Raw genomic sequence first — 21864 nt, forward strand, 5'->3', positions numbered from 1 at the left:
TTTCGCCTGCTGTTTCTTCTTCGGCCGGTCACGCAACCGCATGCCCCGGAGAAACCCTGAGTGCCGGCAGCGCTCAGTGCTCGCGCTCCCAGGTCTGGGTGCGGCCGATCAGGCTGATGCCGATGAAGCCGCGCACGTTGAGCTTGTTGCCATCCTCGGTGAGCGACATCTTGCTCTTGTAGACCTTGCCGTTCTCGGGGTCCAGGATCTCGCCGCCGCTCCACTCGTTGTCGCCGGTCTTGCGCAGGCCGGACAGGATGGTCATGCCGATCAGCGGCTGGTCCTTGCGTGCGTCGGTGCACTTGTCGCAGACGCGCGGCTTGCCGTCGCTGTCGACGAAGCTTTTGAGCAGGCGTCCGCTGTAGACGCCGTTCTTCTCGGTGATCTCCACCAGTCCGCGCGGCTTGCCGGTGTTGTCGTCGATGGTCTTCCACGTGCCAGTGGGCGTGGCCTGCGCCAGCGCCGCGGCGCTGCCAAGCAGGGTGGCGGCAAGCACCGTGGCGCGCATGGTGCGGGCGATGAGGGAAGGGCTGCGCATGATGTCTCCTTTGAGGTCCGTAGCCACGCCAATCTACTGGCGCAGCCGCCGGGCCGCAATCCGGCGCGGACCGGCGCGCGCCCTTCCGCGGCGCTTGCCCGCTTCCCGCCAGGCCGCACGCAGCGGGCGTTGGCGGGTTTTTGTGGCGCAGCAAAACGCGCCTGCGCACGGCCGCTGAAGCAATCCTCTAAGCGGATGTACGACGCACCGCGCGGCACTTTGCCGCGTCCTTCGCGAGGGCGCGAACGCATCCGCAAAGCGCGGCGCGCGTGCTCCGGATCGAGCGGCACGACGCGACCTCACCGGAGCGATTGCCGGAGTGTTGCCGCGATGCTTCGCTGGCGTCGCGGCTTGGCTCGAGCGCAACGCTTCGATGCCGCCGCGATGTCCTTGCGATGCCTTCGCGACGTTGCGTCGATGCAAACCGTTGCGTGCACGCATCACTCTCGCGCACGCTCGGTGATGATGTCGCACAGCGACCGACGCCGGTGTCGCCGAGCATCGAGCGCGGCGCTGCACGTGCGTGCCGGGTCGAGTGTGTAAAGCATGCAGAGCGCGCGCCGGTGTTCGCGTCGCGCGCGTGTTGAAGCGTGCCGCCGCACAGCTCGACGCGCGCCGCTCGCGCCTTGGTGCATCGCCCGCAAAGCCTTTGTCCATGCGGCTTTTCGGAAAGTGCGAGGACACGCGGCAGCGCTGTTCATGGTCGTCGCGCGCATGCTGCGCGGCTTGTCATCGCTACGCGCGACGGTGTGTAAAAGCTGCGGCGCGCGCAGTCAGCGAAGGGGCATCGCGCAGTGTGCGCGAGCGCGCGTAGTGGGTCTCGACATGGGCATGCGCGCGACGCGTTTCGATGTCGTCGGCAACGTCTTCGTGACGACGCGCGTGAGAACTAGTTGGAGCGATGCATGCAGGCAAGTTTTTTTGCACTTTTTTCTTAACATCATCGTGCAAACGAATTATGATTCGCCTTGACAAGAGTCTCACTTCATTGCAGCGAAGCAGGAAGCAAGATGGAACCGAAAAGCGCGATGCGCGCTTCGATGCAATGACGAAGGTAGTAGCTGAGGAGCACGAGAACTTTGACGCAGACCAGGCCCGACCGGCTTCTTAAAACGCGTGCAGTCTCCCTTGGTCCATTAACGGGTTGGACCCGCTACCACCGAATGAATGCCGCCTGCCGTGCGCGAGGCCAAGCCCGCACCGCAGGCATGCTGTCCGATATCTCCTCATTTCTGGCCGCGCGCCGGCTCAACGGGCGGTGCGGGCTGATCGAATATTCCAGGGCGCGGCATGTGCCCGAGACCCGCTTGCGGGCTCGCGCCGGCCGCCAAGTCACCGCCATGGGCGGTGCCCCTGCAACCGAATTCATTAGCGTGCAGCAGTGGTCGGGCCGCACGCCGATGAATCGCTCGCTCGACTGGGGTCGCGCTGCTGCGGCGCGCCTCGGGTCGGTCGGGTCGCCAACTTAGGTCATTCGATATTCACTCTCTAGTGAAGGAGTTATCCATGGCAACTGCTGCAAAGAAAAAGCCGGCGGCTAAGAAGGCCGCCAAGCCGGCCGCCAAGAAGGCTGCTGTGAAGAAGGTCGCCGCCAAGAAGGCTGCACCGGCCGCCAAGAAGGCAGCCGCCAAGAAGGCACCGGCCAAGAAGGCTGCGGTGAAGAAGGTCGCTGCCAAGAAGGCCGCACCGGCCAAGAAGGCAGCCGCCAAGAAGGCACCGGCGAAGAAGGCCGCGGTGAAGAAGGTCGCCGCCAAGAAGGCCGCACCGGCCAAGAAGGCAGCCGCCAAGAAGGCACCGGCCAAGAAGGCCGCGGTGAAGAAGGTCGCCGCCAAGAAGGCCGCACCGGCCAAGAAGGCTGCTGCCAAGAAGGCGCCCGCCAAGAAGGCTGCTGCCAAGAAGGCTGCACCGGCCAAGAAGGCTGCCGCCAAGAAGCCGGCTGCCAAGAAGGCCGCTGCCAAGAAGCCGGCTGCCAAGAAGGCTGCCGGCAAGCCTGCCGCGGCCCCTGCCGTTGCTCCCGCTTCGGCTGCCAAGACCGCGCTGAACCCGGCTGCGGCCTGGCCGTTCCCGACGGGCAACCGTCCGTAAGCTGCGCCGCCACGGCGTGGACCCTACCCGTTCCGCAAGGAACCACCACGGCACGCAAGTCGTGCCTGTATGACCGGATACCGCGTATCCGGTCCGCAAGACACCTGGTCTTGCCGACCCGCCGATGGCAACCGCCCGGCGGGTTTTTTCATGGGCACGCGAAGGCCGCGCCAGCGCATGGCAAGGCCGCCAGAGCGGCCAAAGAAAAAGCGCCGCACCCTTGCGGGTACGGCGCCCGGGGTGCGCCTTTGGTAAGGGGCCTGCGTGGCCGTCAGTGCGTGACGCGGGTCACGCCGCCGGAGGACAGCAGACGCACCCGTTCGCCAGGGCGGAAGGCTTCGTCGGCCTCCTGCGTGATCGCGCGCATTTCGCCGTTGTCCAGGCGCACGGTGATCTCCAGCGCGCGGCGCTGGTTGATCTTGTTCTCGGCCGCGCTGCCGGCGATGCCGCCCAATATCGCGCCGAGGATGCCGGCCGCCACCGCGCCGTTGCCGCCGCCGATGGTGCTGCCGGCCGCGACGCCGCCGATGGCGCTGCCGGCCAGCGTTCCGGCGCCGCTCTGGCTGCCCTGGATCGTGACCTCGCGGATGCCTTCGACCACGCCGTAGCGCACGGTCTGCTCGCGCTGCGCCTGGCCGGTGCCGTAGACGCTGTTGGAATTGGATTGCGTGGCGCAGCCGGCCGCCAGCGTGGCAACCAGGGTGGCCCCCAGGACGGCAAGCGCGCCGCCGCGTAGCTCGTTGTTCATGTCAGTTCCCGAAAATCTCGCCACGCGCCGGCCGCAGCTCAGGCGTAGCGATACCCGAATGCAGACTGGAACCGGTTGCCGATTTCCTCGCGCGACAACCAGTGGTTCTGCGGACCCTGCTGCGCGATCTTGATCGACCCCATCAGCGATGCGAGGCGGCCGGTCGTTTCCCAGTCTAATCCGTTTTCGATGCCGAAGAGCAGGCCGCCGCGGAAGGCGTCGCCGCAGCCGGTCGGGTCGACGATGCGCTCGGCCGCAACGGCCGGGATAGCGTACTGGCGGCCATCGGCATAGATGCTGGCGCCGCGCTCGCCGTGCGTGACGATGAAGGCACGAACCTTGGCGGCAACCTCGGCGCTGGTCCACGCGGTGCGCGACAGCAGGACCTGCGCCTCGTAGTCATTGACTGTCACGTAACTGGCGAGTTCAACGAACTCCCGCAGGTCGTCGCCGTTGAACAGCGGCATGGCCTGGCCCAGGTCGAAGATGAACGGGACACCGGCCTCGGCGAACTGGCGCGCGTGGTGCAGCATCCCTTCGCGGCTGTCGGGCGCGACGATGCCCAGGCTCGGCGCCTTGTCGCCGCCTAGCGCGTCCTTGACGTGGTTCAGCTGCGACTGGCTCATTGCGCCAGGATGGAAGGCGGTGATCTGGTTGTTGTCCAGGTCGGTGGTGATCATGGCCTGCGCGGTGAAGGTCTCCGGCAGCACGCGGATGTGGCCGGTCGGGATCGCCAGCTTGCGCAGGTATTCCAGGTAGGGTTCGGCATCGATGCCGACGGTGGCCATCACCACCGGATCGCCGCCCAGCATCTTCAGCGTGTAGGCGATGTTGCCGGCGCAGCCGCCGAACTCGCGGCGCATGCCGGGCACCAGGAACGAGACGTTCAGCATGTGGATCTGGTCCGGCAGGATGTGTTCGCGGAAGCGTCCGTCGAACGTCATGATGGTGTCGTAGGCGACGGAGCCGCAGATCAGGCTGGCCATGCTCTCTCCAGGTGTCGGGGTTGGGTTCGGGTGGATCGGCGCCCTTCGCGGGCACAAGCAGTAACGCACAAAACAGAAGCGGCCGCCCCGTGGTCGCGGGCGGCCGCTGACATCGCAGGCGCGCCGCCTGTTACTTCAGCGCGGCCAGGGCGGCGTCGTAGTCGGGCTCGGTCTTGATCTCGGGCACCAGCTGGCTGTACTTGACGGTGTCGTTCTCGTCCAGCACCACTACGGCACGGGCGGTCACGCCGGCGAGCGGGCCGGTCTTGATGTCGACGCCGTAGTTGCCCTTGAACTCGCCGCCGCGCATGGTCGACAGCGGCACCACGTTGGCCAGGCCTTCGGCGCTGCAGAAGCGGCCCATGGCGAACGGCAGGTCGGCGGAGATGGTCAGCACCACGGTGTTGGCCAGGCCGCTGGCGGCTTCGTTGAACTTGCGCGCGGAAGCCTGGCACACCGGCGTATCCAGGCTCGGGACGATGTTCAGCACCTTGCGCTTGCCGGCGAAGTCGGCCAGCGTGACGTCCTTCAGGTCCTTGCCGACCAGCGAGAAGGCGGGGGCCTTGTCGCCGGCTTGCGGGAACTTGCCTGCGACTTCGATGGCGTTGCCGCCGAGGGTGACGTTGCTCATGTCTACTCCTTGATATCTGATGGGTTTCCGGTTGTGGTCCGGAGCGGGGGCAAGGCTCGCCACCAGACTCGGATTCGGTCCGGCGGCGGGCCAGGAATTCAGGGGTAAAAAATCAGCACGCGATAGTTGGCTGGCGCCTGCTGCGTCCGGAATCGTACCCGAACCGGCAGCTCCATGCCCGCGCGCAGCCCTTGCGCGGCAAAGGCCTGCTGCGACGGCTCCAGGTATTCCGCGGGCTGCAGCACCCGGCGCAGCAGCAACTGGTCCTGCAGGTCGGTCATCACCAGCTCGATCGCCGGCAGCGCGGTGCTGGCGCGGCCCAGGTTGCGCAGCGTGACGGCCAGCAGGTAGGTGTCGCCGCCTTCATCCTGGCGCTGCAGCTGCGAGGTCTCGATGCGCAGCGCATCGATGTCGCGCCACGGCGGCACGGTGCAGCCCAGCGGCGCGCATGCCGCCTCGAGTGCCGGGCGCAGCATCGGAAAGTGCCCGGCGAGCTGGCTGCGTCCCAGGTAGGCAAGCTGCAGCAGCGCGGCGATGGCGAGCACCACGACTGCCGCGCGCCACGCGGCGCGTGGCACCGCAATCGGCCGGCGCGGCTGGCGTTCACGCTCGCGCTCGCGCGCGTGCCGCAGGAAGTCCGGGGCGAACACCGGGCCGGCCGGTGCTTCGGCGCGGAGCCAGCGGCGGGTCGCCTGCTCGCGCGCGACCGCGCCGCCGGTGACGCTGGCAAGGGTGTCGGGGCCGGCGGAGCGCGCTTCGTCCTGCTCGCCGGCGGCGGGCAAGGCGTTGGGCGGCGTGGCGGGCGCAGCCTGCTCAGCCGGGCGCGGCGTGTGATCCGGCCAGGGCGCGGCATCGGATGCCTCATCGGCCGATGCCGCGCGCAGGAATTCGCTCGCGCTGGGGATGGCGCCGGGGGCCGGCGCCGCGGGTTTCTCGGCCGGGCTATCTAGCGCGCCGTGGTCGAGCGCCGGCCACGCGGTTGCCGGGACGGGCGGCTGTGCCGCCGGTGCTGGTGCCGCGGCTGGGACCTCGGTCGCTTCGGCACCCGGGCCGTCCGCCTGGCGCTGCGCGTCGCGCGCATCGCGGTCGGCGACGGCTGCATTGGCTTCGCGCAGCGCGCGTTCGATCTCGGCGTCGTCCATGCCGGCCTGCGGCGGCGTGGCCATGTCCTCGGGCGACGACATCAGCATGGTCGGCGCATCCAGCGCCGGCACGTCGTAGCCGGGGTCGATGGTCGGCGTGAAAGCGGGAGTCGGGGCGGGCGTCGGCGCGGATGCCGCGGGTGACGAGGCGGGCGGCGCGGTGGTGTCAGCGGCAGCGGAGGCAGGCGCGGCAGATGCTGCCGGCTTCTGTGCCTGGGCCGGGGCGCTGCCCGCGGTGGTACCCGCCGGCAGCGGAATCTCGATCAGGTGCTCGCGCGCGTCGAACACCGTTTCGCACTGGCCGCAGCGCACCAGCCCCTGGCGCAGCCGCAGCTGGTCGGCGACCAGCCGGAAGGCGGTGCGGCAGGCCGGGCAGCGCGTGACTAGCTTGACGGCGGCCATCTGGCGGAATCAGGGGCGGGTGCCGTGCAGGCAGACCCAGCCTTCCTCGCTGCGCCATACCGTCAGCGGCAGCCAGGGTGCGTAGGCCGCGGCGACTTCCTCGGCCTGGCGCTCGAGCACGCCGGACAGCACCAGCCGCCCGCCGGCGCGCACGCGCGCGCTCAGCATGGCCGCCATCAGCTTGAGCGGGTTGGACAGGATATTGGCGACCACCAGGTCGTAGCTGGCTTCGGACACCGATTCCGGCAGCGCGAACGACGCTTCGACCCGGTTGCGTTCGGCGTTGTAGCGCGACGCTTCCACGGCGTTGGGGTCGATGTCGATGCCGACCGTGTCGCCCGCGCCCAGCTTGCGCGCCACGATCGCCAGGATGCCGGAGCCGCAGCCGTAGTCGAGCACGGTTTCGCCCGGCGTCAGGTTCTGCTCCAGCCATTGCATGCACAGCCGCGTGGTGGGGTGGCTGCCGGTGCCGAAGGCCAGGCCCGGGTCCAGCTCCAGCACCACGGCGTCGGGCTCGGGTGCGTCGTGCCACGACGGCACCACCCAGATGCGCTCGCCCACGCGGATCGGCTCGAACTGCGATTGCGTCAGCCGCACCCAGTCCTGGTCCTCGACCGAGCGCAGCTGGTACGCCGGCACCGGGTCGATGCCGAGCTGGTTGGCGGCGGCTGCCACCACTACGGCCGGGTCGGCGTCATCGCCGAACAGCGCGACCACGCGCGAGCGGTTCCACGCGAGTTGCTTCGGTTCCAGCCCGGGCTCGCCGAACAGCGGCTGCTCATCGGGCGTATCGGCATCGGCGTCTTCCACCGAGACCGACAGCGCGCCGAGGTCGAACAGGGCGTCAGACCAGGCCTCGGCCTGGTCCTGCGCCACTTCGATCACACATTCCTGAAATGCCACGGGCTTCCTTCTGTTGCTGCGGGTTGCTTTGACCGGTGCTCAGGCCTTCGCGCGCTCTGCCAGGCGATGCTCGAGATAATGGATGCTGGTGCCGCCTTCGACGAAGTTGGCGTCCATCATCAGCTCGCGGTGCAGCGGCACGTTGGTCAGGATGCCGTCCACAACCATTTCGGACAGCGCGATGCGCATGCGGGCGATGGCCTGCTCGCGCGTGGCGCCGTAGGTGATGATCTTGCCGATCATCGAATCGTAGTTGGGCGGGACGAAGTAACCATCATACGCGTGCGAGTCGACCCGCACACCCGGGCCACCGGGCATGTGCCAGGCGGTGATGCGCCCCGGCGACGGGATGAACTTGAACGGGTCCTCGGCGTTGATGCGGCATTCGATCGCGTGGCCGCGGAACTGCACGTCCTTCTGGCGGAAGCGCAGCTTTTCGCCGAAGGCGATGCGGATCTGCTCCTGCACGATGTCGATGCCGGTGATCATCTCGGTGACCGGGTGCTCGACCTGCACGCGCGTGTTCATCTCGATGAAGTAGAACTCGTTGTTCTCGTACAGGAACTCGAAGGTGCCGGCGCCGCGGTAGCCCATCTTCTTGCACGCGTCGGCGCAGCGGTCGCCGATACGCTCGATCAGGCGGCGCGGGATATGCGGTGCGGGCGCTTCCTCGATCACCTTCTGGTGGCGGCGCTGCATCGAGCAGTCGCGCTCGCCCAGCCAGATAGCCTGCTTGTGCTGGTCGGCCAGGATCTGGATTTCTACATGGCGTGGGTTCTCGAGGAACTTCTCCATGTAGACCTCGGGATTGCCGAAGGCACGGCCGGCTTCTTCGCGCGTCATATTGACGGCGTTGATCAGAGCGGCTTCGGTATGCACCACGCGCATGCCGCGGCCACCGCCGCCGCCGGCGGCCTTGATGATCACCGGGTAGCCGACGCGGCGCGCGGTCGCCAGGATTTCCTTGGGATCGTCGGGCAGGGCGCCGTCCGAGCCGGGCACGCACGGCACGCCGGCCTTGATCATGGCCTGCTTGGCCGAGACCTTGTCGCCCATCAGGCGGATGCTGTCGGCGGTCGGGCCGATGAAGACGAAGCCGGACTTTTCCACGCGCTCGGCAAAGTCCGCGTTCTCGGACAGGAAGCCGTAGCCGGGGTGGATGGCCTGCGCATCGGTCACCTCGGCGGCCGAGATGATGGCGGGCATGTTCAGGTACGACAGCGGCGACGGGGCCGGGCCGATGCAGACGGCTTCGTCTGCCAGGCGCACGTACTTGGCCTCCTTGTCGGCCTCGGAGTACACCACGACCGTCTTGATGCCCAGTTCGCGGCAGGCGCGCTGGATGCGAAGAGCGATTTCGCCGCGGTTCGCGATCAGAATTTTTTCAAACATGGTCTCTCTCTGCGAGAACAGTAGCGGTCCCGCTGCGTGGCGCCATGGCGCGCCGGGCGCGCTCCGCGATGGCCGGTGGCCACCCGGGCGGCGAGACTGCGGGAACTGCATGGAACTGCACGGAACGGGCCGCTAAGCCCATAACGTCCGTGGCGCGGGAAGCGCCCTGGCATGCCGCGTGGACAGGGCCGCAGTGGACCGCTGGCGCGGAAGGCTGCAGCATCGGGCCCGGCATGCCGGCCAGGATCAGCCGATGACGAACAGCGGCTGGCCGTATTCCACGGCCTGGCCGTTCTCGACCAGGATTTCCTTGATGACGCCGGCCTTGTCGCACTCGATCTCGTTGAGCAGCTTCATGGCTTCGATGATGCAGACGGTCTGGCCTTCCTTGACCGAATCGCCGACGTTGACGAAGGGCGCGGCGCCCGGCGACGGGGCACGGTAGAACGTGCCCACCATCGGCGAGGTCACCACATGGCCGGCCGGCAGCTGTGCCGCCGGCTCGGCCGCCGGTGCGGCGGCGCCGGCCGGGGCGGCGGCAGGAACGGCGGCGGGCAGGGCCTGCATCTGGGGCATGGCCATCGGCGCGGCGATGACTTGCGGCGGTTGCTTGACGATGCGTACCTTGCCGTCGCCTTCGGTGACTTCCAGCTCGGAGATGCCGGATTCGGCCACCAGGTCGATAAGCGTCTTCAGCTTGCGCAGGTCCATCTTTTTATCCTCCTGAATCGGGTTTTCCGCCGCTGCCCGGGACGAGCCGCGGCGGAACAATCGTTGTGCCGGCCACCGGAAACCGGCGCCCGCCGTGCCGAAGCACGCCAACGGGCGCAGGCCGCCGGGCGGCGCGCGCAGGTTGTCGAAATAATCCTTGTGGGGGTTCAGCTCCCCGAACTGTCGGGCGGGGGCTGCTCCTGGCCCAGTACATAGTCCAGCGCCAGCAGGTACCCCTGCCAGCCAAGCCCGCAGACCACCCCGACCGCCATGTCCGAGAAGTACGAGTGGTGCCGGAAGCTTTCGCGCCGGTGCACGTTCGACAGGTGCACCTCGACGAACGGGATCGCCACCCCTGCCAGCGCATCGCGCAGCGCCACGCTGGTATGCGTATAGGCAGCCGGGTTGATGATGATGAACTCGACCCCTTCCGCGCGGGCGGCATGGATGCGGTCCACCAGCGCCCCCTCGTGGTTGGACTGGAACGTATCCAGCGAAATGCCGGCTTTCGCCGCGCGTTCGGCCAGGGCTGCGTCGATATCGGCCAGCGTGGTGTGCCCGTAGGTCTCCGGCTCGCGTGTCCCCAGCAGGTTGAGGTTCGGCCCATGCAGGACCAGCACCTTGCGGTAGCGGGGTGAGCGGCGGATAGAGCGGGATGCAGTCACGGCGGCTCGACCAGATCAACGAAATTGCGCGGAGATTACCGTAGCTTAGAGCGATTTGTCTAGCACGGGATACAGGGCTGGGCGACGCTCGACACGCTCCTGGCGGCCTTTTGAGCACTTCCGCACCAGAACGCGCCACAGCTGAGCCAGATACAGTAAGAACGCCGAAATTCCGCGATGTTGGTGAAAAAGTGATTCAGGTGCGAGGCAGCACGGCACGCAGTTCGTCCGCGGTGACCCGGCCCATCTTGCGATACTTCACCGAGCCGTCCGGATTGATGACGACGGTATAGGGTAGCCCGCCGGCGCTGTTGCCGAAATTGCGGGACAGCTCGGTGCCGGCGAAGCCAGCCACGGCCAGCGGATACGCAACCGGCACTTTCTGGGTGAACTGCTGGATGTTCGCTGCTGAATCGATCCCTATGCCGACAAATTCCACCTGGCGGTGCTTGAACTCCTCATGCAGCGCGGTCAGTTCCGGCATTTCCTCCACACAAGGCCCGCACCACGGCGCCCAGAAGTTGACGACCACGGTCTTGCCGCGCAGCTTGCCCAGGTCCAGTTCTGTGCCGGCGGGATCCGGCAGGCGCGACTGGAACAGGGTTTCGACGGCCTGATCGTTGGCGGGCTTTGGCGAGAACACGAAATGCCCGGCCAGCGCCCCGGCGGCACAGGCGATCACCGCGACAGCGATCCACAGCCAGAGACGCGAACGGCGAGCGGGTGGGGCAACGGTTTCAGTCATGGGGGTGGCTTGACCAGTAGAAGGTAAGACGGGGCTTCAGGCGTTGCCGGCGGCGTCAGCGGCATCCAGCAGGGCCTGCACGGCCTGCACATCGGCGCGGACCGCGCGCCCCGAGGTGTCAGTGCGCATTGCGCCGCGTTCATCGACGGCATCATACAGTGCTATATGGATGCCGACTGGCGCACCCAGTTCCGCGCGGACCTCGCCGGCCAGCAGTCGTGCCTCGCGGCGGTCGGGCCATTGGCCTTTCCACAGGAAACTCAGGGTTTCAACCTCGCCGCGCCCGCCGAAGTGGCGGCTCTCGCTGGTTTCGAAGTCGACCCCGGCGTTGATCAGGTGCAGTGCGGCGTCCTTGGCGCTGTCGCAGAAGCACTGCAGATAGATATCGGAGTGTTCCGTTGCGGTGCCGTTTAGCACCGCGCCGACCAGATAGGGCCGGAACGGCGCCAGGTCTTGCATCGCCAGCACCGCCAGCCGGCGCAGCAGCGCCAGCACGCGTGGCTGGCTGTCGGCGTGGAACAGCGCCTGGTAGGCGCGCACTTCGGCCTCGACCTGTTCATTGTCGGGCAGCCATTCACCCGGCACGCGTTGTTCGCCCAGCACCTGGCGCGCGGCCTTGCGCTTGGCGGTGGCGTAGTCGGCACCGTCCTCGGCAATCATGCGGGCGGCTGCCTGGGCGATTTCCTCGCGCAGGCGGGTGGGATCTGGAGCGGTACGTCGGTTCATGCCCCATGATACCGGAGGCGTCCGCTGTCGCGGTGCGGCGCTGCGCGCGCGCTCGCAGTGCAGGGAAGGGCGCTGGCGCTCGGGTACAATCGGAGGCTTCCTGCCCGGGCGCCGCCGCGCCACAAGGCTCCACCCAGCCGCCGCGCCGCCGGGCCCGAATCCCCAGCCCTGCGGGCTTCAAGTCTTTCCGGGAACACATGCATATTCATATCCTTGGCATCTGCGGCACCTTCATGGGCGGCTTGGCGGTGCTGGCCAAGCAGGCCGGCCACCGCGTCACCGGCTGCGATGCCAACGTCTACCCGCCGATGAGCACCCAGCTCGAAGCCCAGGGAATCGAACTGATCGAAGGCTTCGACCCCGCCCAGCTGGCGCTGGAGCCGGACCTGTTCGTGATCGGCAATGTGGTCTCGCGCGGCAATCCGCTGATGGAGGCCATCCTCGACCGCAACCTGCCTTATGTGTCGGGTCCGCAATGGCTGGGCGAGCACGTACTGGCGCGCAAGTGGGTGCTGGCAGTGGCCGGCACGCATGGCAAGACCACCACCACCTCGATGCTGGCCTGGGTCCTGGAGGACGCCGGCTACAACCCTGGCTTCCTGGTGGGCGGGGTGCCGCAGAACTTCGGCATCTCGGCGCGCGTGACTGAGTCGGACTTCTTCGTGATCGAGGCCGACGAGTACGACACGGCGTTTTTCGACAAGCGCAGCAAGTTCGTCCACTATCGCCCGCGCACCGCCATCCTGAACAACCTGGAATACGATCACGCCGACATCTTCCCGGATCTGGCCGCGATCGAGACCCAGTTCCATCACCTGGTGCGCACCGTGCCGGGCCAGGGCCGGATCGTCGTCAACGGCGTGGAAGAGAGCCTGGCGCGCGTGCTGGAGCGGGGCTGCTGGAGTGAGGTGGAGCAGTTCGGCGTCGGCGACTGGCGCGAGAGCGACGCTGCCGGCACCGAGGCGGCGCCGGGCAAGGATGCGTTCGATGTCTGGTTCGGCAACGCCGTTGCCGGCACCGTGGTGTGGGACCTGCAGGGCACCCACAACCGCATGAACGCGCTCGCCGCGATTGCCGCCGCGCGGCATGTCGGGGTGCCGGCCGAACAGGCGATCGCCTCGCTGTCACGCTTCGCCAACGTCAAGCGCCGCATGGAAGTGCGCGGCGTGGCCGGTGGCGTCACGGTCTACGACGACTTCGCCCACCATCCCACCGCGATCCAGACCACGCTGGACGGGCTGCGCCGCCGCGTCGGCAAGGCCCGCATCCTGGCGGTGCTGGAGCCGCGTTCCAACACCATGAAGCTGGGCGTGATGAAGGCGCAGCTGCCGGCCAGCCTGGAGCAGGCCGACCTGGTATTCGGCTACGGCGCCCCCGCCGGCAAGGACGCGCTGGGCTGGGACCTGGCCGAAGCGCTGGCGCCGCTGGGCGCCACCGCCACCGCGTTCCAGGACCTGGGCACGCTGGTGCGGGCGGTGCGCGCCGCGGCGCGGCCGGGCGACCATGTGCTGGTGATGAGCAACGGCGGCTTCGGCGGCGTGCACCAGAAGCTGCTGGACGCGTTGGCCCAGGGCGCCGCGGGCTGACCGGATTCGCCATGCTGCTGTATCTGCACGGATTCCGCTCTTCCCCCCAGTCGTTCAAGGCCCAGCTGGTGCAGGCGCGCATGCGCGAGTGGGGCGTGGGCCGCTACTACGCCTGCCCCACGCTCAATGTCTCGCCGGCGCTGGCGATGGCCCAGGCCGAGGCGGCGATCCGCGCGGCGCAGGCGGGCGGCGACCAGCAGATCGCCATCGTCGGCTCGTCGCTGGGCGGCTTCTATGCGCGCTGGCTGGGCGAGCAGCACGGCTGCAAGACCGTCTTGCTCAATCCCGCCATCCATCCCTGGACCGACCTCGAAAGTTACCTGGGCGAACAGCCGCTGTGGCACGGCGGCGGCTCGGTCACGGTCGAACGGCGCCACCTGCAGGAACTGCTGGACCTGCGCGTGGACACCATCACACGGCCCGAGCGCTATTACCTGATCGCCGCCACCGGCGACGAGGTGCTGGATTACCGCGAAATGGTCGAGGCCTGCCCCGGCGCGAGAATCCGCGTGATCGAGGGCAGCGACCACGGCATCAGCGAATTTGCCGACTACGTCGACGATGTGCTCGCCTTCTGCGGCTATGGTCCCGGCGGCAAGGTGCCCGCCGGCGCCGACGCGGCATGAGCGCGCAGTCGGTGCGCCGTGGCGGCTGGAGCCCGCACCTGGCCTTCGACGCCGCGATCCCGCCCAACCTGCGGCGCTGGGTCACCGGCGATGACGGCTCGCTGACGGCGCGGCTGGTGGCCGCTTCCGCGCGCTTTCGCGTGGCGCGGCTGCTGCAGGCGCCACAGCGCCCGTTCGCCGACGAATGGCAGGCGCTGGGCCAAGCCGATCGCACTCCCGCGCTGACGCGCGAGGTGCTGCTGATCTGCGACGAGATCCCCGCCGTGTTCGCCCATACCGTGGTGCGGCTGCGCCATGCGCGCCGTGACTGGCCGTTCCTGCGCGGGCTGGGCGAGCGCCCGCTGGGCGGGCGCCTGTTCGTCGATCCGGCGGTGCGGCGCGAGCCGTTCCAGTTTGCGCGGCTGCTTCCGCACCACCCGCTGCGCCAGGCCCTGCACCGCGTGCTGCCGGACATGGCGGCAGTGCCCATGCTGACCGCGCGGCGCTCGGTGTTCCGGCGCGGCGGCGGCGTCATGCTCGTGACAGAAGTGTTCCTGCCAGACCTGCTGTCGCGGCCGTCCCCGGGGACCGAGGCAGTACCGCATCCCAAATATATGCGGACCACAGACCGAAGCCCTGTTTCGACACACACTACCGAAATCAAGAAAGAGACCACGAGATGAAACTGCAGGGTCGGGTTGCCATCATCACCGGTGCCGCCACCGGCATCGGCTTTGCCACCGCGCAGCGCTTTGCCGAGGACGGCGCCATCGTCGTGCTGTGCGACGTGCAGGAAGCGCGCGTGCGCGAGGCCGCCGCCAGGCTGGCGGCCACCGGCGCCACCGTATCGGCCTACCGCGTCGACGTGACGCGCCGCGACGAGGTCGACGCCATGGTGGCCGCGGTGCTGGCCGCGCACGAGCGTGTCGACATCCTGGTCAACAACGCCGGCATCACCAAGGACGCGCGCCTGGCCAAGATGACCGAGGCCCAGTTCGATGCCGTCATCGACGTCAACCTGAAGGGCGTATTCAACTGCGCGCAGGCCGTGGCCGGACTGATGACCGAGCAGGGCAAGGGCGTAATCCTTAACGCCTCGAGCGTGGTCGGCCTGTACGGCAATTTCGGCCAGACCAACTACGCCGCCAGCAAGTTCGGCGTGATCGGCTTCACCAAGACCTGGGCGCGCGAGCTGGGCCCCAAGGGCGTGCGCGTGAACGCAGTGTGCCCGGGCTTCGTCAACACCGAGATCCTGCAGACCGTGCCGGACAAGGTGCTGGACGGCATGAAGTCGTCGTGCTGGCTGCGCCGGCTGGCCGAGCCGGCCGAGATCGCCAGCATCTACGCCTTCCTGGCCAGCGACGACGCCAGCTACGTCAATGGCGTGGCGATCGAGGCCAGCGGCGGCATGTCGCTCTGAGCCCCCGGGCGGGCGGGCGGCCGGACCGGGGTGCGGTATCATGCCAGGTCTCAGGCCGGGTCTTTGCCAGTCACCGGCAGGCCGCCGGCAGGCACATCCGCCCCGCCCCCGTTCCCGTTCGCACGCGTTGATGTCCGGGTGCGCGCGGTGGCACCATTTCTCCCACAGGATCCGCTCCAGCGCCGGCCACAGGGCCGCCCGGCGCGGTTCCGCGCATAGTTGAAAGTACCGATCGATGCAGTTGCTGTTCGAAGAAGGCGGCGAGATCCGCGCCGGCACCGTGCTGAACCAGCAGGGCGAGGCTTACCAGGTGGAGTTGCCGGCCGGCAAGCGCACCAAGGTCAAGTCGCGCGACGTGCTGCTGCAGTTCGCGCAGCCGTCGGCGCCCGAGCTGGTGCGCCAGACCGGCGACATGGTGGCCGAGATCGACCTGGACTTCCTGTGGGAATGCGCGCCCGAGGCCGAGTTCGGCTTTGCCGAGTTGGCCGCCGAATACTACGGGGCGGAGCCCGGCGCGGTGCAGCAGGCGGCGCTGGCGATGGCGCTGCACGGCAACCCGGTGTACTTCCGCCGCAAGGGCCGCGGTCGCTACCAGCGTGCGCCCGAGGACCAGCTCAAGGCCGCGCTGGCCGCGCTCGAGCGCAAGCGCCAGCAGGCGCTGGTGCAGGCCGAATATGAAGACCAGCTGAAGGCGCTGACGCTGCCGGAATCGTTCCGCAACAAGGTGCTGCAACTGCTGTTCAAGCCGGACAAGAACAGCCTGGAATACAAGGCCATGGACGCGGCTTGCACCGCGCTCGGCATGTCGCCGATGCGGCTGATGGTGGCAGCCGGCGGGGTGGCCAGCGCGCGCGCGCTGCACGAGGCCAAGTTCCTGGCCGAGTGCTTCCCCAAGGGCACCGGCTTTGCCGATGCCGACGTGCCCGAGCCGCCGGCTGACCTGCCGCTGGCCGAGGTCGAGGCGTTCTCGATCGACGACGTCACCACCACCGAGATCGACGATGCGCTGTCGGTGACGCAACTGCCCGACGGCAAGCTGCGCGTCGGCATCCATATCGCCGCTCCCGCGCTGGGCATCCGCCGTGGCGAGCCGCTCGACGTGATCGCGCGCCAGCGCCTGTCCACCGTGTACTTCCCGGGCGACAAGATCACCATGCTGCCCGACCCGGTGGTAGAGCGCTACACGCTGCAGGAAGGCCGGGTTTGCCCGGCGCTGTCGCTATACGTGACGGTGGACCCGTCGGTGTGGCTGATCACCGGCAGCGAGACCCGCGCCGAGATGGTGCCGATCGCCGCCAACCTGCGCCACAACCTGCTCGACGATGTCATCACCGAGGCCTCGCTCGCCCAGGGCACCGGCGACTACGCATTCCGCGAGGAGCTGACCCGGCTGTGGCACTTTGCCGGCTACCTGTACGACGAGCGCCAGAAGGCGCGCCTGGCCAGCGGCCTGCGCCCGGAGACGCACAACCGCGCCGACTTCAACTTCTACCTGGACGACCAGGCCGACGGCAGCCAGCGCGTGCGCATCGAGCAGCGCAAGCGCGGCTCGCCGCTGGACAAGATCGTGGCCGAGATGATGATCCTGGCCAACAGCACCTGGGGCAAGCTGCTGGCGGACCATGGCGTGCCCGGCATCTACCGCACGCAGAAGGCCTGGGGCATGCACCGCACGCGCATGCAGACCTACCCGGCGCCGCACGAAGGCCTGGGTGTGGCGCAGTACGCGTGGAGCACCTCGCCGCTGCGCCGCTATGTCGACCTGGTCAACCAGTGGCAGATCCTGGCGGTGGCTCAGCACGGCGTGACCGCCAAGCTGGTGGCGCCGTTCAAGCCCAAGGACGCCGACCTGCTGGCCGCGGTGGCCGACTTCGAAGGCACCTACGCCGCCTATGCCGACCACCAGTCGACCATGGAGCGCTATTGGTGCCTGCGCTGGCTCAAGCAGGAAAACCGCGAGCGCATGGTGGCCTCGGTGCTCAAGGAAGGGGCGGTGCGCTTCACCGAGATCCCGCTGGTCACGCGCGTGCCCGAGCTGGTGCAGGCGCAGCGCGGCACCCAGGTGCTGCTGGAGATCGGCGAGACCGACGAGATCACGCTGGAGGTCTCGTGCCGGGTGCTCGAGATCTTTGCCGGTGAAGGCGAAGTCCCCGAAGAAGAACTGGAAAGCGACGAGGAAGCCGCTGAAATGTCCGCCGAAGCCGCAGCCGATGCAGCGGCCGATGCAGCGGCCGAGGAAGCCGCCGAGCATGCCGCGGGCGTGCCGGATCAGGAGCCGGCCGAAGCGGGCGGCGACGCCGCCGGCGAGGCGTCGGGCGAGCGCGACACCGGCACCCCGGCGGCCGGCTGAAGCCTTCGGAAATCCGCGGGGCTCCCTTACAATGCGGGTCGGGTCTAGTCCGGGCCCGCTCTGCCAGCCGGCACCGGCCGGTGCCGCCGCGGTTGTCTCCCGAGCCCTCATCCATCCATCGTGAACGCCACTCTTGCCGCTTCCCGCCCCTGGTGGCATGCCAGGTGGCACCACAGCAGTCTGCTGGCCCGGGCGCTGGCCATTTCCGTGGCCGTGCACGCGCTATTGCTGATGGTGCGGGTGGCCGCGCCGGAAGTGTTCGAGATCAAGCGCAGCGACGCCGCGCTGGACGTGGTGCTGGTCAATGCCAAGTCGGCGCAGAAGCCGCGCAACCCGACCGCCCTGGCGCAGGCCAACCTCGACGGCGGCGGCGACCATGACCTGCAGCGCGCCACCACGCCGCTGCCGGCGCAGACCCTGACGCAGGAGGGCGACCTGGTGCGCCAGGTGCAGCGCCGGGTCGAGCAGCTGGAGCTGGAGCAGCAGCGCCTGCTGACCCAGGCGCGCGAGGCCGCGCCGGCGGTGCGCAACCAGCCGCTCAAGCCCGGCGAGAAGCGCCAGGAGACGCCGCAGCGCGGCCAGGACGAGCGCACCTCGGCCGACGAGATGGCCAGGCTGGAAGCCGAGATCGGCCGCAACCTGGAGCACTACGCCAAGCGGCCCAAGCGTTTCCAGCTGACCGCCACCAGCGCGCAGGCGGTCGACTACGCGCAGTATTACGACCGGCTGCGCCGCAAGATCGAGGCGCGCGGCACCACGGATTTCCCGCAGCGCAACGGCAAGCCGCTCTACGGCCAGCTGATCCTGGTGATCAACGTCAACCGGCAGGGCAAGCTCGGCTACAACCGCGATGGCTACAACGTCGACGCCATCGACGTGGTCAAGAGCTCGGGCGATCCCGCGCTGGACCGCCAGGCGGTGGCGATCGTGCGCGCGGCCGCGCCGTTCGGCGCCTTTACCGCGGAGATGTCGGCGCGCCAGGACATCCTCGAAGTCATATCCACTTTCAAGTTTTCGCGCAGCGGGCTGGAAACCCGGCTGCAGGCACGCTGATGACATCCACTGACTCTTCCCAAGCCAGCGCCGACCGCTATGTGGTGATCGGCAACCCGGTCGCGCACAGCCGCTCGCCGGCGATCCACGCCGCCTTCGCGCGCCAGACTGGCGAGGCCGTGCAATATGACCGCCTGGAGGCGCCGCTGGACGGGTTTGCCGACACCGTGCGCCGTTTCTTCGCCGACGGCGGCTACGGCTGCAACGTGACCGTGCCGTTCAAGCTGGAAGCCTATGACCTGGCCGACCGCCTGACCGAGCGCGCAGAGGCCGCCGGCGCGGTCAACACGCTGTGGATCGAAGAGGGTTTGATCCATGGCGACAACACCGACGGCATCGGCCTGGTGCGCGATATCCAGGACCACCTCGACACGCTGATCGAGGGCAAGCGCGTGCTGCTGCTGGGCGCCGGTGGCGCGGCGATGGGCGCGATGCTGCCGCTGATCGAATGCCGGCCCTCGCGCATCGTGGTGGCCAACCGCACCGCGTCGCGCGCCAGCGACATGCTCGAGGAGTTTGTCGAGGCGGCCGACCAGTACGGCGTCGAGCTGTGGGGCGGCGGCCTCGATGCGCTCGAGGGCTTGTCCGAGGACGAAGCCGTCGACGTGGTGATCAATGCCTCGTCCAGCAGCCTGCAGGGCGAGGTGCCGCCGGTGCCGGAGTTCCTGCTGGGTGAAGGCGTGCTGGTCTACGACATGATGTACGGCGCCGAGCCCACCGTGTTCCTGCAGTTCGCCGCGCGCTGCGGCGCGCGCGTCAGCGACGGCCTCGGCATGCTGGTCGAGCAGGCCGCCGAGGCCTTCTATATCTGGCGTGGCGTGCGGCCCCGCACCGCGCCCGTGCTGGCCGAGCTGCGCGCCGCGCTGCAGGCCGAACGCAAGGGCTGACCGGGACGCCGCCGGCCGTGGCCAACCGCAACCGCATGGCCAGTGCCACCCGCACCCACGCGGCGCCGGCGCGCGCCGTCTTCAATCCGGTGCGCTGGCTCGGCTACCTGCTGGGTTGCGTGGTCGCCGGCGTGGTGGCGATGCAGCTGTACTTCTTCGTGCAGATCGCCAGCTGGCAGTACCTCAATCCCACCACCACCACCTTCATGCGCGCCGAGCGCTGGCGCCTGTGCGGCATCAACGTGTGGAATTGCGGCCTGAACCGGCAGTGGGTGCCGTACGATCGCATCTCGCGCAACCTCAAGCGCGCGGTGATCGCCAGCGAGGACGCCGACTTCGTCAACCACCCCGGCTATGAACTCGATGCCATGCTCGATGCCTGGGAGCGCAACAAGAAGCGCGGGCGCATCGTGCGCGGCGGCTCCACCATCACGCAGCAGCTGGCCAAGAACCTGTTCCTGTCGTCGGAGCAGCATTACTTGCGCAAGGGCCAGGAGCTTGCGATCACGTGGATGCTCGAATTCTGGCTCGACAAGCAGCGCATCTACGAGATCTATCTGAATTCGGTGGAGTGGGGCGAGGGCGTGTTCGGCGCGCAGGCCGCGGCGCAGCACTACTTCCGCACCGGTGCCGACAAGCTCAGCGTGGGCCAGTCAGCGCGCATGGCGGCGGCGTTGCCCGCGCCCAAGTGCTTCGACAAGAAAGAGTATTGCGCCAACGTGCGCGTGAACTTCCGCGTCAAGGCGGGGATCATCGCGCGGCGGATGGGGGCAGCGACGCTGCCCGACTGAAGCCGCCGGCCTCAGCTCAGCCACCCCTTGCGGCGGAAATACACCAGCGGGATCGCCGCCGACACCGCCATCAGCGCAATTGCCCACGGATAGCCGGCGCCCCAGTCCAGTTCCGGCATGAACTTGAAGTTCATGCCGTAGATGCTGGCAATCAGCGTGGGCGGCATCAGCGCCACCGACACCACCGAGAACAGCTTGATGATCTTGTTCTGGTTGATGTTGATGAAACCGACGGTGGCGTCCATCAGGAAGTTGATCTTGTCGAACAGGAACGCGGTGTGGTTCTCGATTGAATCGATGTCGCGCAGGATCTGGCGCGCCTCGTCCTGCTGCTCGGCCGACAGCAGCTGGCTGCGCATCAGGAAGGACACCGCGCGGCGCGTGTCCATCACGTTGCGGCGGATGCGGCCGTTCAGGTCTTCCTCGCGCGCGATGGTTTCCAGCACGTCGGCCGCGGCGGCATCGGTCACGTTCTCGGCCAGCACGCGGCGGCTGGCTTCTTCCAGTCGCTCGTAGATTTCCTCGATCGAGTCGGCCGAGTATTCCGCGTCGGTCGCGTACAGGTCCATCAGCACGTCCTTGGCGTTGCGCACCGAGCCCGGGCGCATGCGCGCGCGCAGCCGCACCAGGCGGAACACCGGCAGGTCTTCGTCGTGGATGGAGAACAGCACGTCCTTGGTCAGCACGAAGGCGACGCGCACGTTGCGCGACACCTCTTCCTCGTCGAGCAGGAAGTCGGTGCGGATATGGATATTCTCGTCCTCGCCCTCGAAATAACGCGCGGACGCTTCCAGGTCGCCCAGGTCTTCCAGTTCAGGAAGGGCGACGCCATAGGCTTCCTTGATCCAGTTCAGTTCCTCGTCGTCGGGATTGACGACATCGATCCAGATCGGCTTGTGCTGCAGCAGCTCATTGCGCTCGTCGACCTGCTCCTGGGCAAGCCGGCCTTTTTGCAGGACGAACAGGTTGATCATCCCCGGGATTCCTTATTGCTGATTGCGACGAAAAACAAAGACAAGCGCGAAGACAAGCGCAGGCGGCTGGCCGCATTCCCAGGTATTGCGTCATGCCCCGTCTTGGCCCCGCGGCATGCCGCAAAACGAGCCGAAAATGGCCGGGCCACGGGCAAGCGTGATCGCGCTGTCCCGCGGCTGCGCGCGGCAGGCGGACAAGGCGATGGCGTTTGCCTGGGTTGGCTGGCTAGCCGGGAGAGGGAAGATCCGCCACGGTGGGCGCGCATGGAGGCGCCGCCGGTGGCACGGAAAGACACTCGCCCGCAGTTCTGACTGCGGGCAAGGCCGACGAAGCGCGGAGCCGGGTGCTCCGGGCGGGTCGTCGTTACGCAGCCCGCAGTGACATGGCATTCGCAGAGGTCGCAGCGTTGCCGCGCCAACTCGAACACCCGATGCTACTGCCCACGTAATTTCTCCGGGATTGTGATGGCCGCGAGTGTAGCCCAACGGAGGGTGGCTTGTTAAGTGAAATCTCCGCGACGGGC

The 21864-nt window shown here is 68.1% G+C and carries 22 protein-coding genes; 10 read left to right on the top strand and 12 right to left on the bottom strand.

What is annotated here, in order from left to right; translation table 11 throughout:
• Window positions 1–73: 73 nt before the first annotated feature.
• The gene (locus MKD38_RS21770) at window positions 74–538 is read right to left on the bottom strand and encodes a DUF2147 domain-containing protein (protein WP_252679947.1); all 465 of its coding nucleotides are present in this window, start codon (window positions 536–538) and stop codon (window positions 74–76) included.
• Between the two features lie 1208 nt (window positions 539–1746).
• On the opposite strand from MKD38_RS21770, the gene MKD38_RS21775 reads away from it, so the two are divergent.
• Together MKD38_RS21775 and MKD38_RS21780 are read left to right on the top strand one after the other, a co-directional pair.
• On the top strand, window positions 1747–2007 hold the full coding sequence (locus MKD38_RS21775) for a hypothetical protein (RefSeq protein ID WP_240072619.1): 261 nt from the start codon (window positions 1747–1749) through the stop codon (window positions 2005–2007).
• A 37-nt stretch (window positions 2008–2044) separates the two neighbouring features.
• Complete coding sequence (locus MKD38_RS21780; RefSeq protein ID WP_115704777.1) at window positions 2045–2623, top strand: histone H1-like DNA-binding protein; 579 nt, start codon at window positions 2045–2047, stop codon at window positions 2621–2623.
• 271 nt (window positions 2624–2894) lie between these two features.
• Here the strand turns inward: MKD38_RS21780 and MKD38_RS21785 are convergent, their stop codons facing one another.
• The 10 genes from MKD38_RS21785 to MKD38_RS21830 all read right to left on the bottom strand — a co-directional run bounded on the left by MKD38_RS21785 (window position 2895) and on the right by MKD38_RS21830 (window position 11674).
• Window positions 2895–3371 carry an outer membrane lipoprotein gene (locus tag MKD38_RS21785; RefSeq protein ID WP_252679949.1) on the bottom strand — a complete coding sequence of 159 codons (477 nt, stop codon included), beginning with the start codon at window positions 3369–3371 and terminating at the stop codon, window positions 2895–2897.
• A gap of 38 nt (window positions 3372–3409) precedes the next feature.
• Window positions 3410–4357, bottom strand: coding sequence for a carbohydrate kinase family protein (locus MKD38_RS21790; RefSeq protein ID WP_252679951.1), 948 nt, complete (start codon window positions 4355–4357; stop codon window positions 3410–3412).
• Window positions 4358–4487: 130 nt separating this feature from the next.
• The gene (tpx, locus tag MKD38_RS21795) at window positions 4488–4988 is read right to left on the bottom strand and encodes a thiol peroxidase (RefSeq protein WP_252679953.1); all 501 of its coding nucleotides are present in this window, start codon (window positions 4986–4988) and stop codon (window positions 4488–4490) included.
• A gap of 98 nt (window positions 4989–5086) precedes the next feature.
• Window positions 5087–6532, bottom strand: coding sequence for a DUF3426 domain-containing protein (locus MKD38_RS21800; protein WP_252679955.1), 1446 nt, complete (start codon window positions 6530–6532; stop codon window positions 5087–5089).
• A 9-nt stretch (window positions 6533–6541) separates the two neighbouring features.
• Window positions 6542–7435: a 50S ribosomal protein L11 methyltransferase gene (gene prmA / locus MKD38_RS21805; RefSeq protein ID WP_252679957.1), complete on the bottom strand. Its 894-nt coding sequence runs from the start codon at window positions 7433–7435 to the stop codon at window positions 6542–6544.
• A gap of 39 nt (window positions 7436–7474) precedes the next feature.
• Window positions 7475–8827, bottom strand: coding sequence for an acetyl-CoA carboxylase biotin carboxylase subunit (gene accC / locus MKD38_RS21810; protein ID WP_115661175.1), 1353 nt, complete (start codon window positions 8825–8827; stop codon window positions 7475–7477).
• Window positions 8828–9073: 246 nt separating this feature from the next.
• Entirely contained in the window at window positions 9074–9538 is a 465-nt protein-coding gene (gene accB, locus MKD38_RS21815) for an acetyl-CoA carboxylase biotin carboxyl carrier protein (protein WP_252679959.1), read from the bottom strand.
• 167 nt (window positions 9539–9705) lie between these two features.
• Complete coding sequence (gene aroQ, locus MKD38_RS21820; protein WP_252679961.1) at window positions 9706–10203, bottom strand: type II 3-dehydroquinate dehydratase; 498 nt, start codon at window positions 10201–10203, stop codon at window positions 9706–9708.
• A gap of 196 nt (window positions 10204–10399) precedes the next feature.
• A complete protein-coding gene (locus tag MKD38_RS21825; RefSeq protein ID WP_252679963.1) occupies window positions 10400–10948 on the bottom strand; it encodes a TlpA family protein disulfide reductase in 549 nt (182 codons plus the stop codon).
• A 36-nt stretch (window positions 10949–10984) separates the two neighbouring features.
• The gene (locus MKD38_RS21830; RefSeq protein WP_252679964.1) at window positions 10985–11674 is read right to left on the bottom strand and encodes a UDP-N-acetylmuramate--alanine ligase; all 690 of its coding nucleotides are present in this window, start codon (window positions 11672–11674) and stop codon (window positions 10985–10987) included.
• Window positions 11675–11871: 197 nt separating this feature from the next.
• On the opposite strand from MKD38_RS21830, the gene mpl reads away from it, so the two are divergent.
• From mpl to mtgA, 8 genes are all read left to right on the top strand, one after another.
• Window positions 11872–13260, top strand: coding sequence for a UDP-N-acetylmuramate:L-alanyl-gamma-D-glutamyl-meso-diaminopimelate ligase (mpl, locus tag MKD38_RS21835; RefSeq protein ID WP_252679967.1), 1389 nt, complete (start codon window positions 11872–11874; stop codon window positions 13258–13260).
• Between the two features lie 11 nt (window positions 13261–13271).
• Window positions 13272–13886: a YqiA/YcfP family alpha/beta fold hydrolase gene (locus MKD38_RS21840; protein ID WP_252679969.1), complete on the top strand. Its 615-nt coding sequence runs from the start codon at window positions 13272–13274 to the stop codon at window positions 13884–13886.
• Window positions 13883–14548 (top strand): chorismate--pyruvate lyase family protein, encoded by a 666-nt coding sequence (locus MKD38_RS21845; protein ID WP_252679971.1) that lies wholly within the window; start codon window positions 13883–13885, stop codon window positions 14546–14548. The genes MKD38_RS21840 and MKD38_RS21845 overlap by 4 nt, the downstream gene beginning before the upstream one ends.
• On the top strand, window positions 14545–15285 hold the full coding sequence (gene fabG, locus MKD38_RS21850; RefSeq protein WP_252679973.1) for a 3-oxoacyl-ACP reductase FabG: 741 nt from the start codon (window positions 14545–14547) through the stop codon (window positions 15283–15285). Before MKD38_RS21845 ends, fabG begins: the two co-directional genes overlap by 4 nt.
• Window positions 15286–15520: 235 nt before the next feature.
• The gene (locus tag MKD38_RS21855) at window positions 15521–17635 is read left to right on the top strand and encodes a ribonuclease catalytic domain-containing protein (RefSeq protein ID WP_252679975.1); all 2115 of its coding nucleotides are present in this window, start codon (window positions 15521–15523) and stop codon (window positions 17633–17635) included.
• 120 nt (window positions 17636–17755) lie between these two features.
• Window positions 17756–18688, top strand: coding sequence for an energy transducer TonB (locus MKD38_RS21860; RefSeq protein WP_252679977.1), 933 nt, complete (start codon window positions 17756–17758; stop codon window positions 18686–18688).
• Window positions 18688–19575: a shikimate dehydrogenase gene (gene aroE, locus MKD38_RS21865; RefSeq protein WP_252679979.1), complete on the top strand. Its 888-nt coding sequence runs from the start codon at window positions 18688–18690 to the stop codon at window positions 19573–19575. The genes MKD38_RS21860 and aroE overlap by 1 nt, the downstream gene beginning before the upstream one ends.
• Before the next feature lie 89 nt (window positions 19576–19664).
• On the top strand, window positions 19665–20366 hold the full coding sequence (gene mtgA, locus MKD38_RS21870; RefSeq protein ID WP_252680025.1) for a monofunctional biosynthetic peptidoglycan transglycosylase: 702 nt from the start codon (window positions 19665–19667) through the stop codon (window positions 20364–20366).
• Window positions 20367–20377: 11 nt separating this feature from the next.
• Here mtgA and corA read toward each other — a convergent pair whose 3' ends face one another.
• Window positions 20378–21340, bottom strand: coding sequence for a magnesium/cobalt transporter CorA (gene corA, locus MKD38_RS21875; RefSeq protein ID WP_018006324.1), 963 nt, complete (start codon window positions 21338–21340; stop codon window positions 20378–20380).
• Between the last annotated feature and the right edge of the window lie 524 nt (window positions 21341–21864).

Source organism: Cupriavidus sp. WGlv3 (assembly GCF_023952475.1).
Lineage (GTDB): Bacteria > Pseudomonadota > Gammaproteobacteria > Burkholderiales > Burkholderiaceae > Cupriavidus > Cupriavidus phytorum.

Coding starts and splice junctions, on each gene's coding strand:
- MKD38_RS21800 (WP_252679955.1), bottom strand. CDS start 6,532: ATGGCCGCCGTCAAGCTAGTCACGCGCTGCCCGGCCTGCCGCACCGCC.
- MKD38_RS21830 (WP_252679964.1), bottom strand. CDS start 11,674: ATGAACCGACGTACCGCTCCAGATCCCACCCGCCTGCGCGAGGAAATC.
- MKD38_RS21790 (WP_252679951.1), bottom strand. CDS start 4,357: ATGGCCAGCCTGATCTGCGGCTCCGTCGCCTACGACACCATCATGACG.
- mpl (WP_252679967.1), top strand. CDS start 11,872: ATGCATATTCATATCCTTGGCATCTGCGGCACCTTCATGGGCGGCTTG.
- fabG (WP_252679973.1), top strand. CDS start 14,545: ATGAAACTGCAGGGTCGGGTTGCCATCATCACCGGTGCCGCCACCGGC.
- MKD38_RS21825 (WP_252679963.1), bottom strand. CDS start 10,948: ATGACTGAAACCGTTGCCCCACCCGCTCGCCGTTCGCGTCTCTGGCTG.
- MKD38_RS21855 (WP_252679975.1), top strand. CDS start 15,521: ATGCAGTTGCTGTTCGAAGAAGGCGGCGAGATCCGCGCCGGCACCGTG.
- MKD38_RS21785 (WP_252679949.1), bottom strand. CDS start 3,371: ATGAACAACGAGCTACGCGGCGGCGCGCTTGCCGTCCTGGGGGCCACC.
- MKD38_RS21780 (WP_115704777.1), top strand. CDS start 2,045: ATGGCAACTGCTGCAAAGAAAAAGCCGGCGGCTAAGAAGGCCGCCAAG.
- MKD38_RS21770 (WP_252679947.1), bottom strand. CDS start 538: ATGCGCAGCCCTTCCCTCATCGCCCGCACCATGCGCGCCACGGTGCTT.
- MKD38_RS21840 (WP_252679969.1), top strand. CDS start 13,272: ATGCTGCTGTATCTGCACGGATTCCGCTCTTCCCCCCAGTCGTTCAAG.
- MKD38_RS21775 (WP_240072619.1), top strand. CDS start 1,747: ATGCTGTCCGATATCTCCTCATTTCTGGCCGCGCGCCGGCTCAACGGG.
- MKD38_RS21845 (WP_252679971.1), top strand. CDS start 13,883: ATGAGCGCGCAGTCGGTGCGCCGTGGCGGCTGGAGCCCGCACCTGGCC.
- accC (WP_115661175.1), bottom strand. CDS start 8,827: ATGTTTGAAAAAATTCTGATCGCGAACCGCGGCGAAATCGCTCTTCGC.
- aroE (WP_252679979.1), top strand. CDS start 18,688: ATGACATCCACTGACTCTTCCCAAGCCAGCGCCGACCGCTATGTGGTG.
- corA (WP_018006324.1), bottom strand. CDS start 21,340: ATGATCAACCTGTTCGTCCTGCAAAAAGGCCGGCTTGCCCAGGAGCAG.
- accB (WP_252679959.1), bottom strand. CDS start 9,538: ATGGACCTGCGCAAGCTGAAGACGCTTATCGACCTGGTGGCCGAATCC.
- tpx (WP_252679953.1), bottom strand. CDS start 4,988: ATGAGCAACGTCACCCTCGGCGGCAACGCCATCGAAGTCGCAGGCAAG.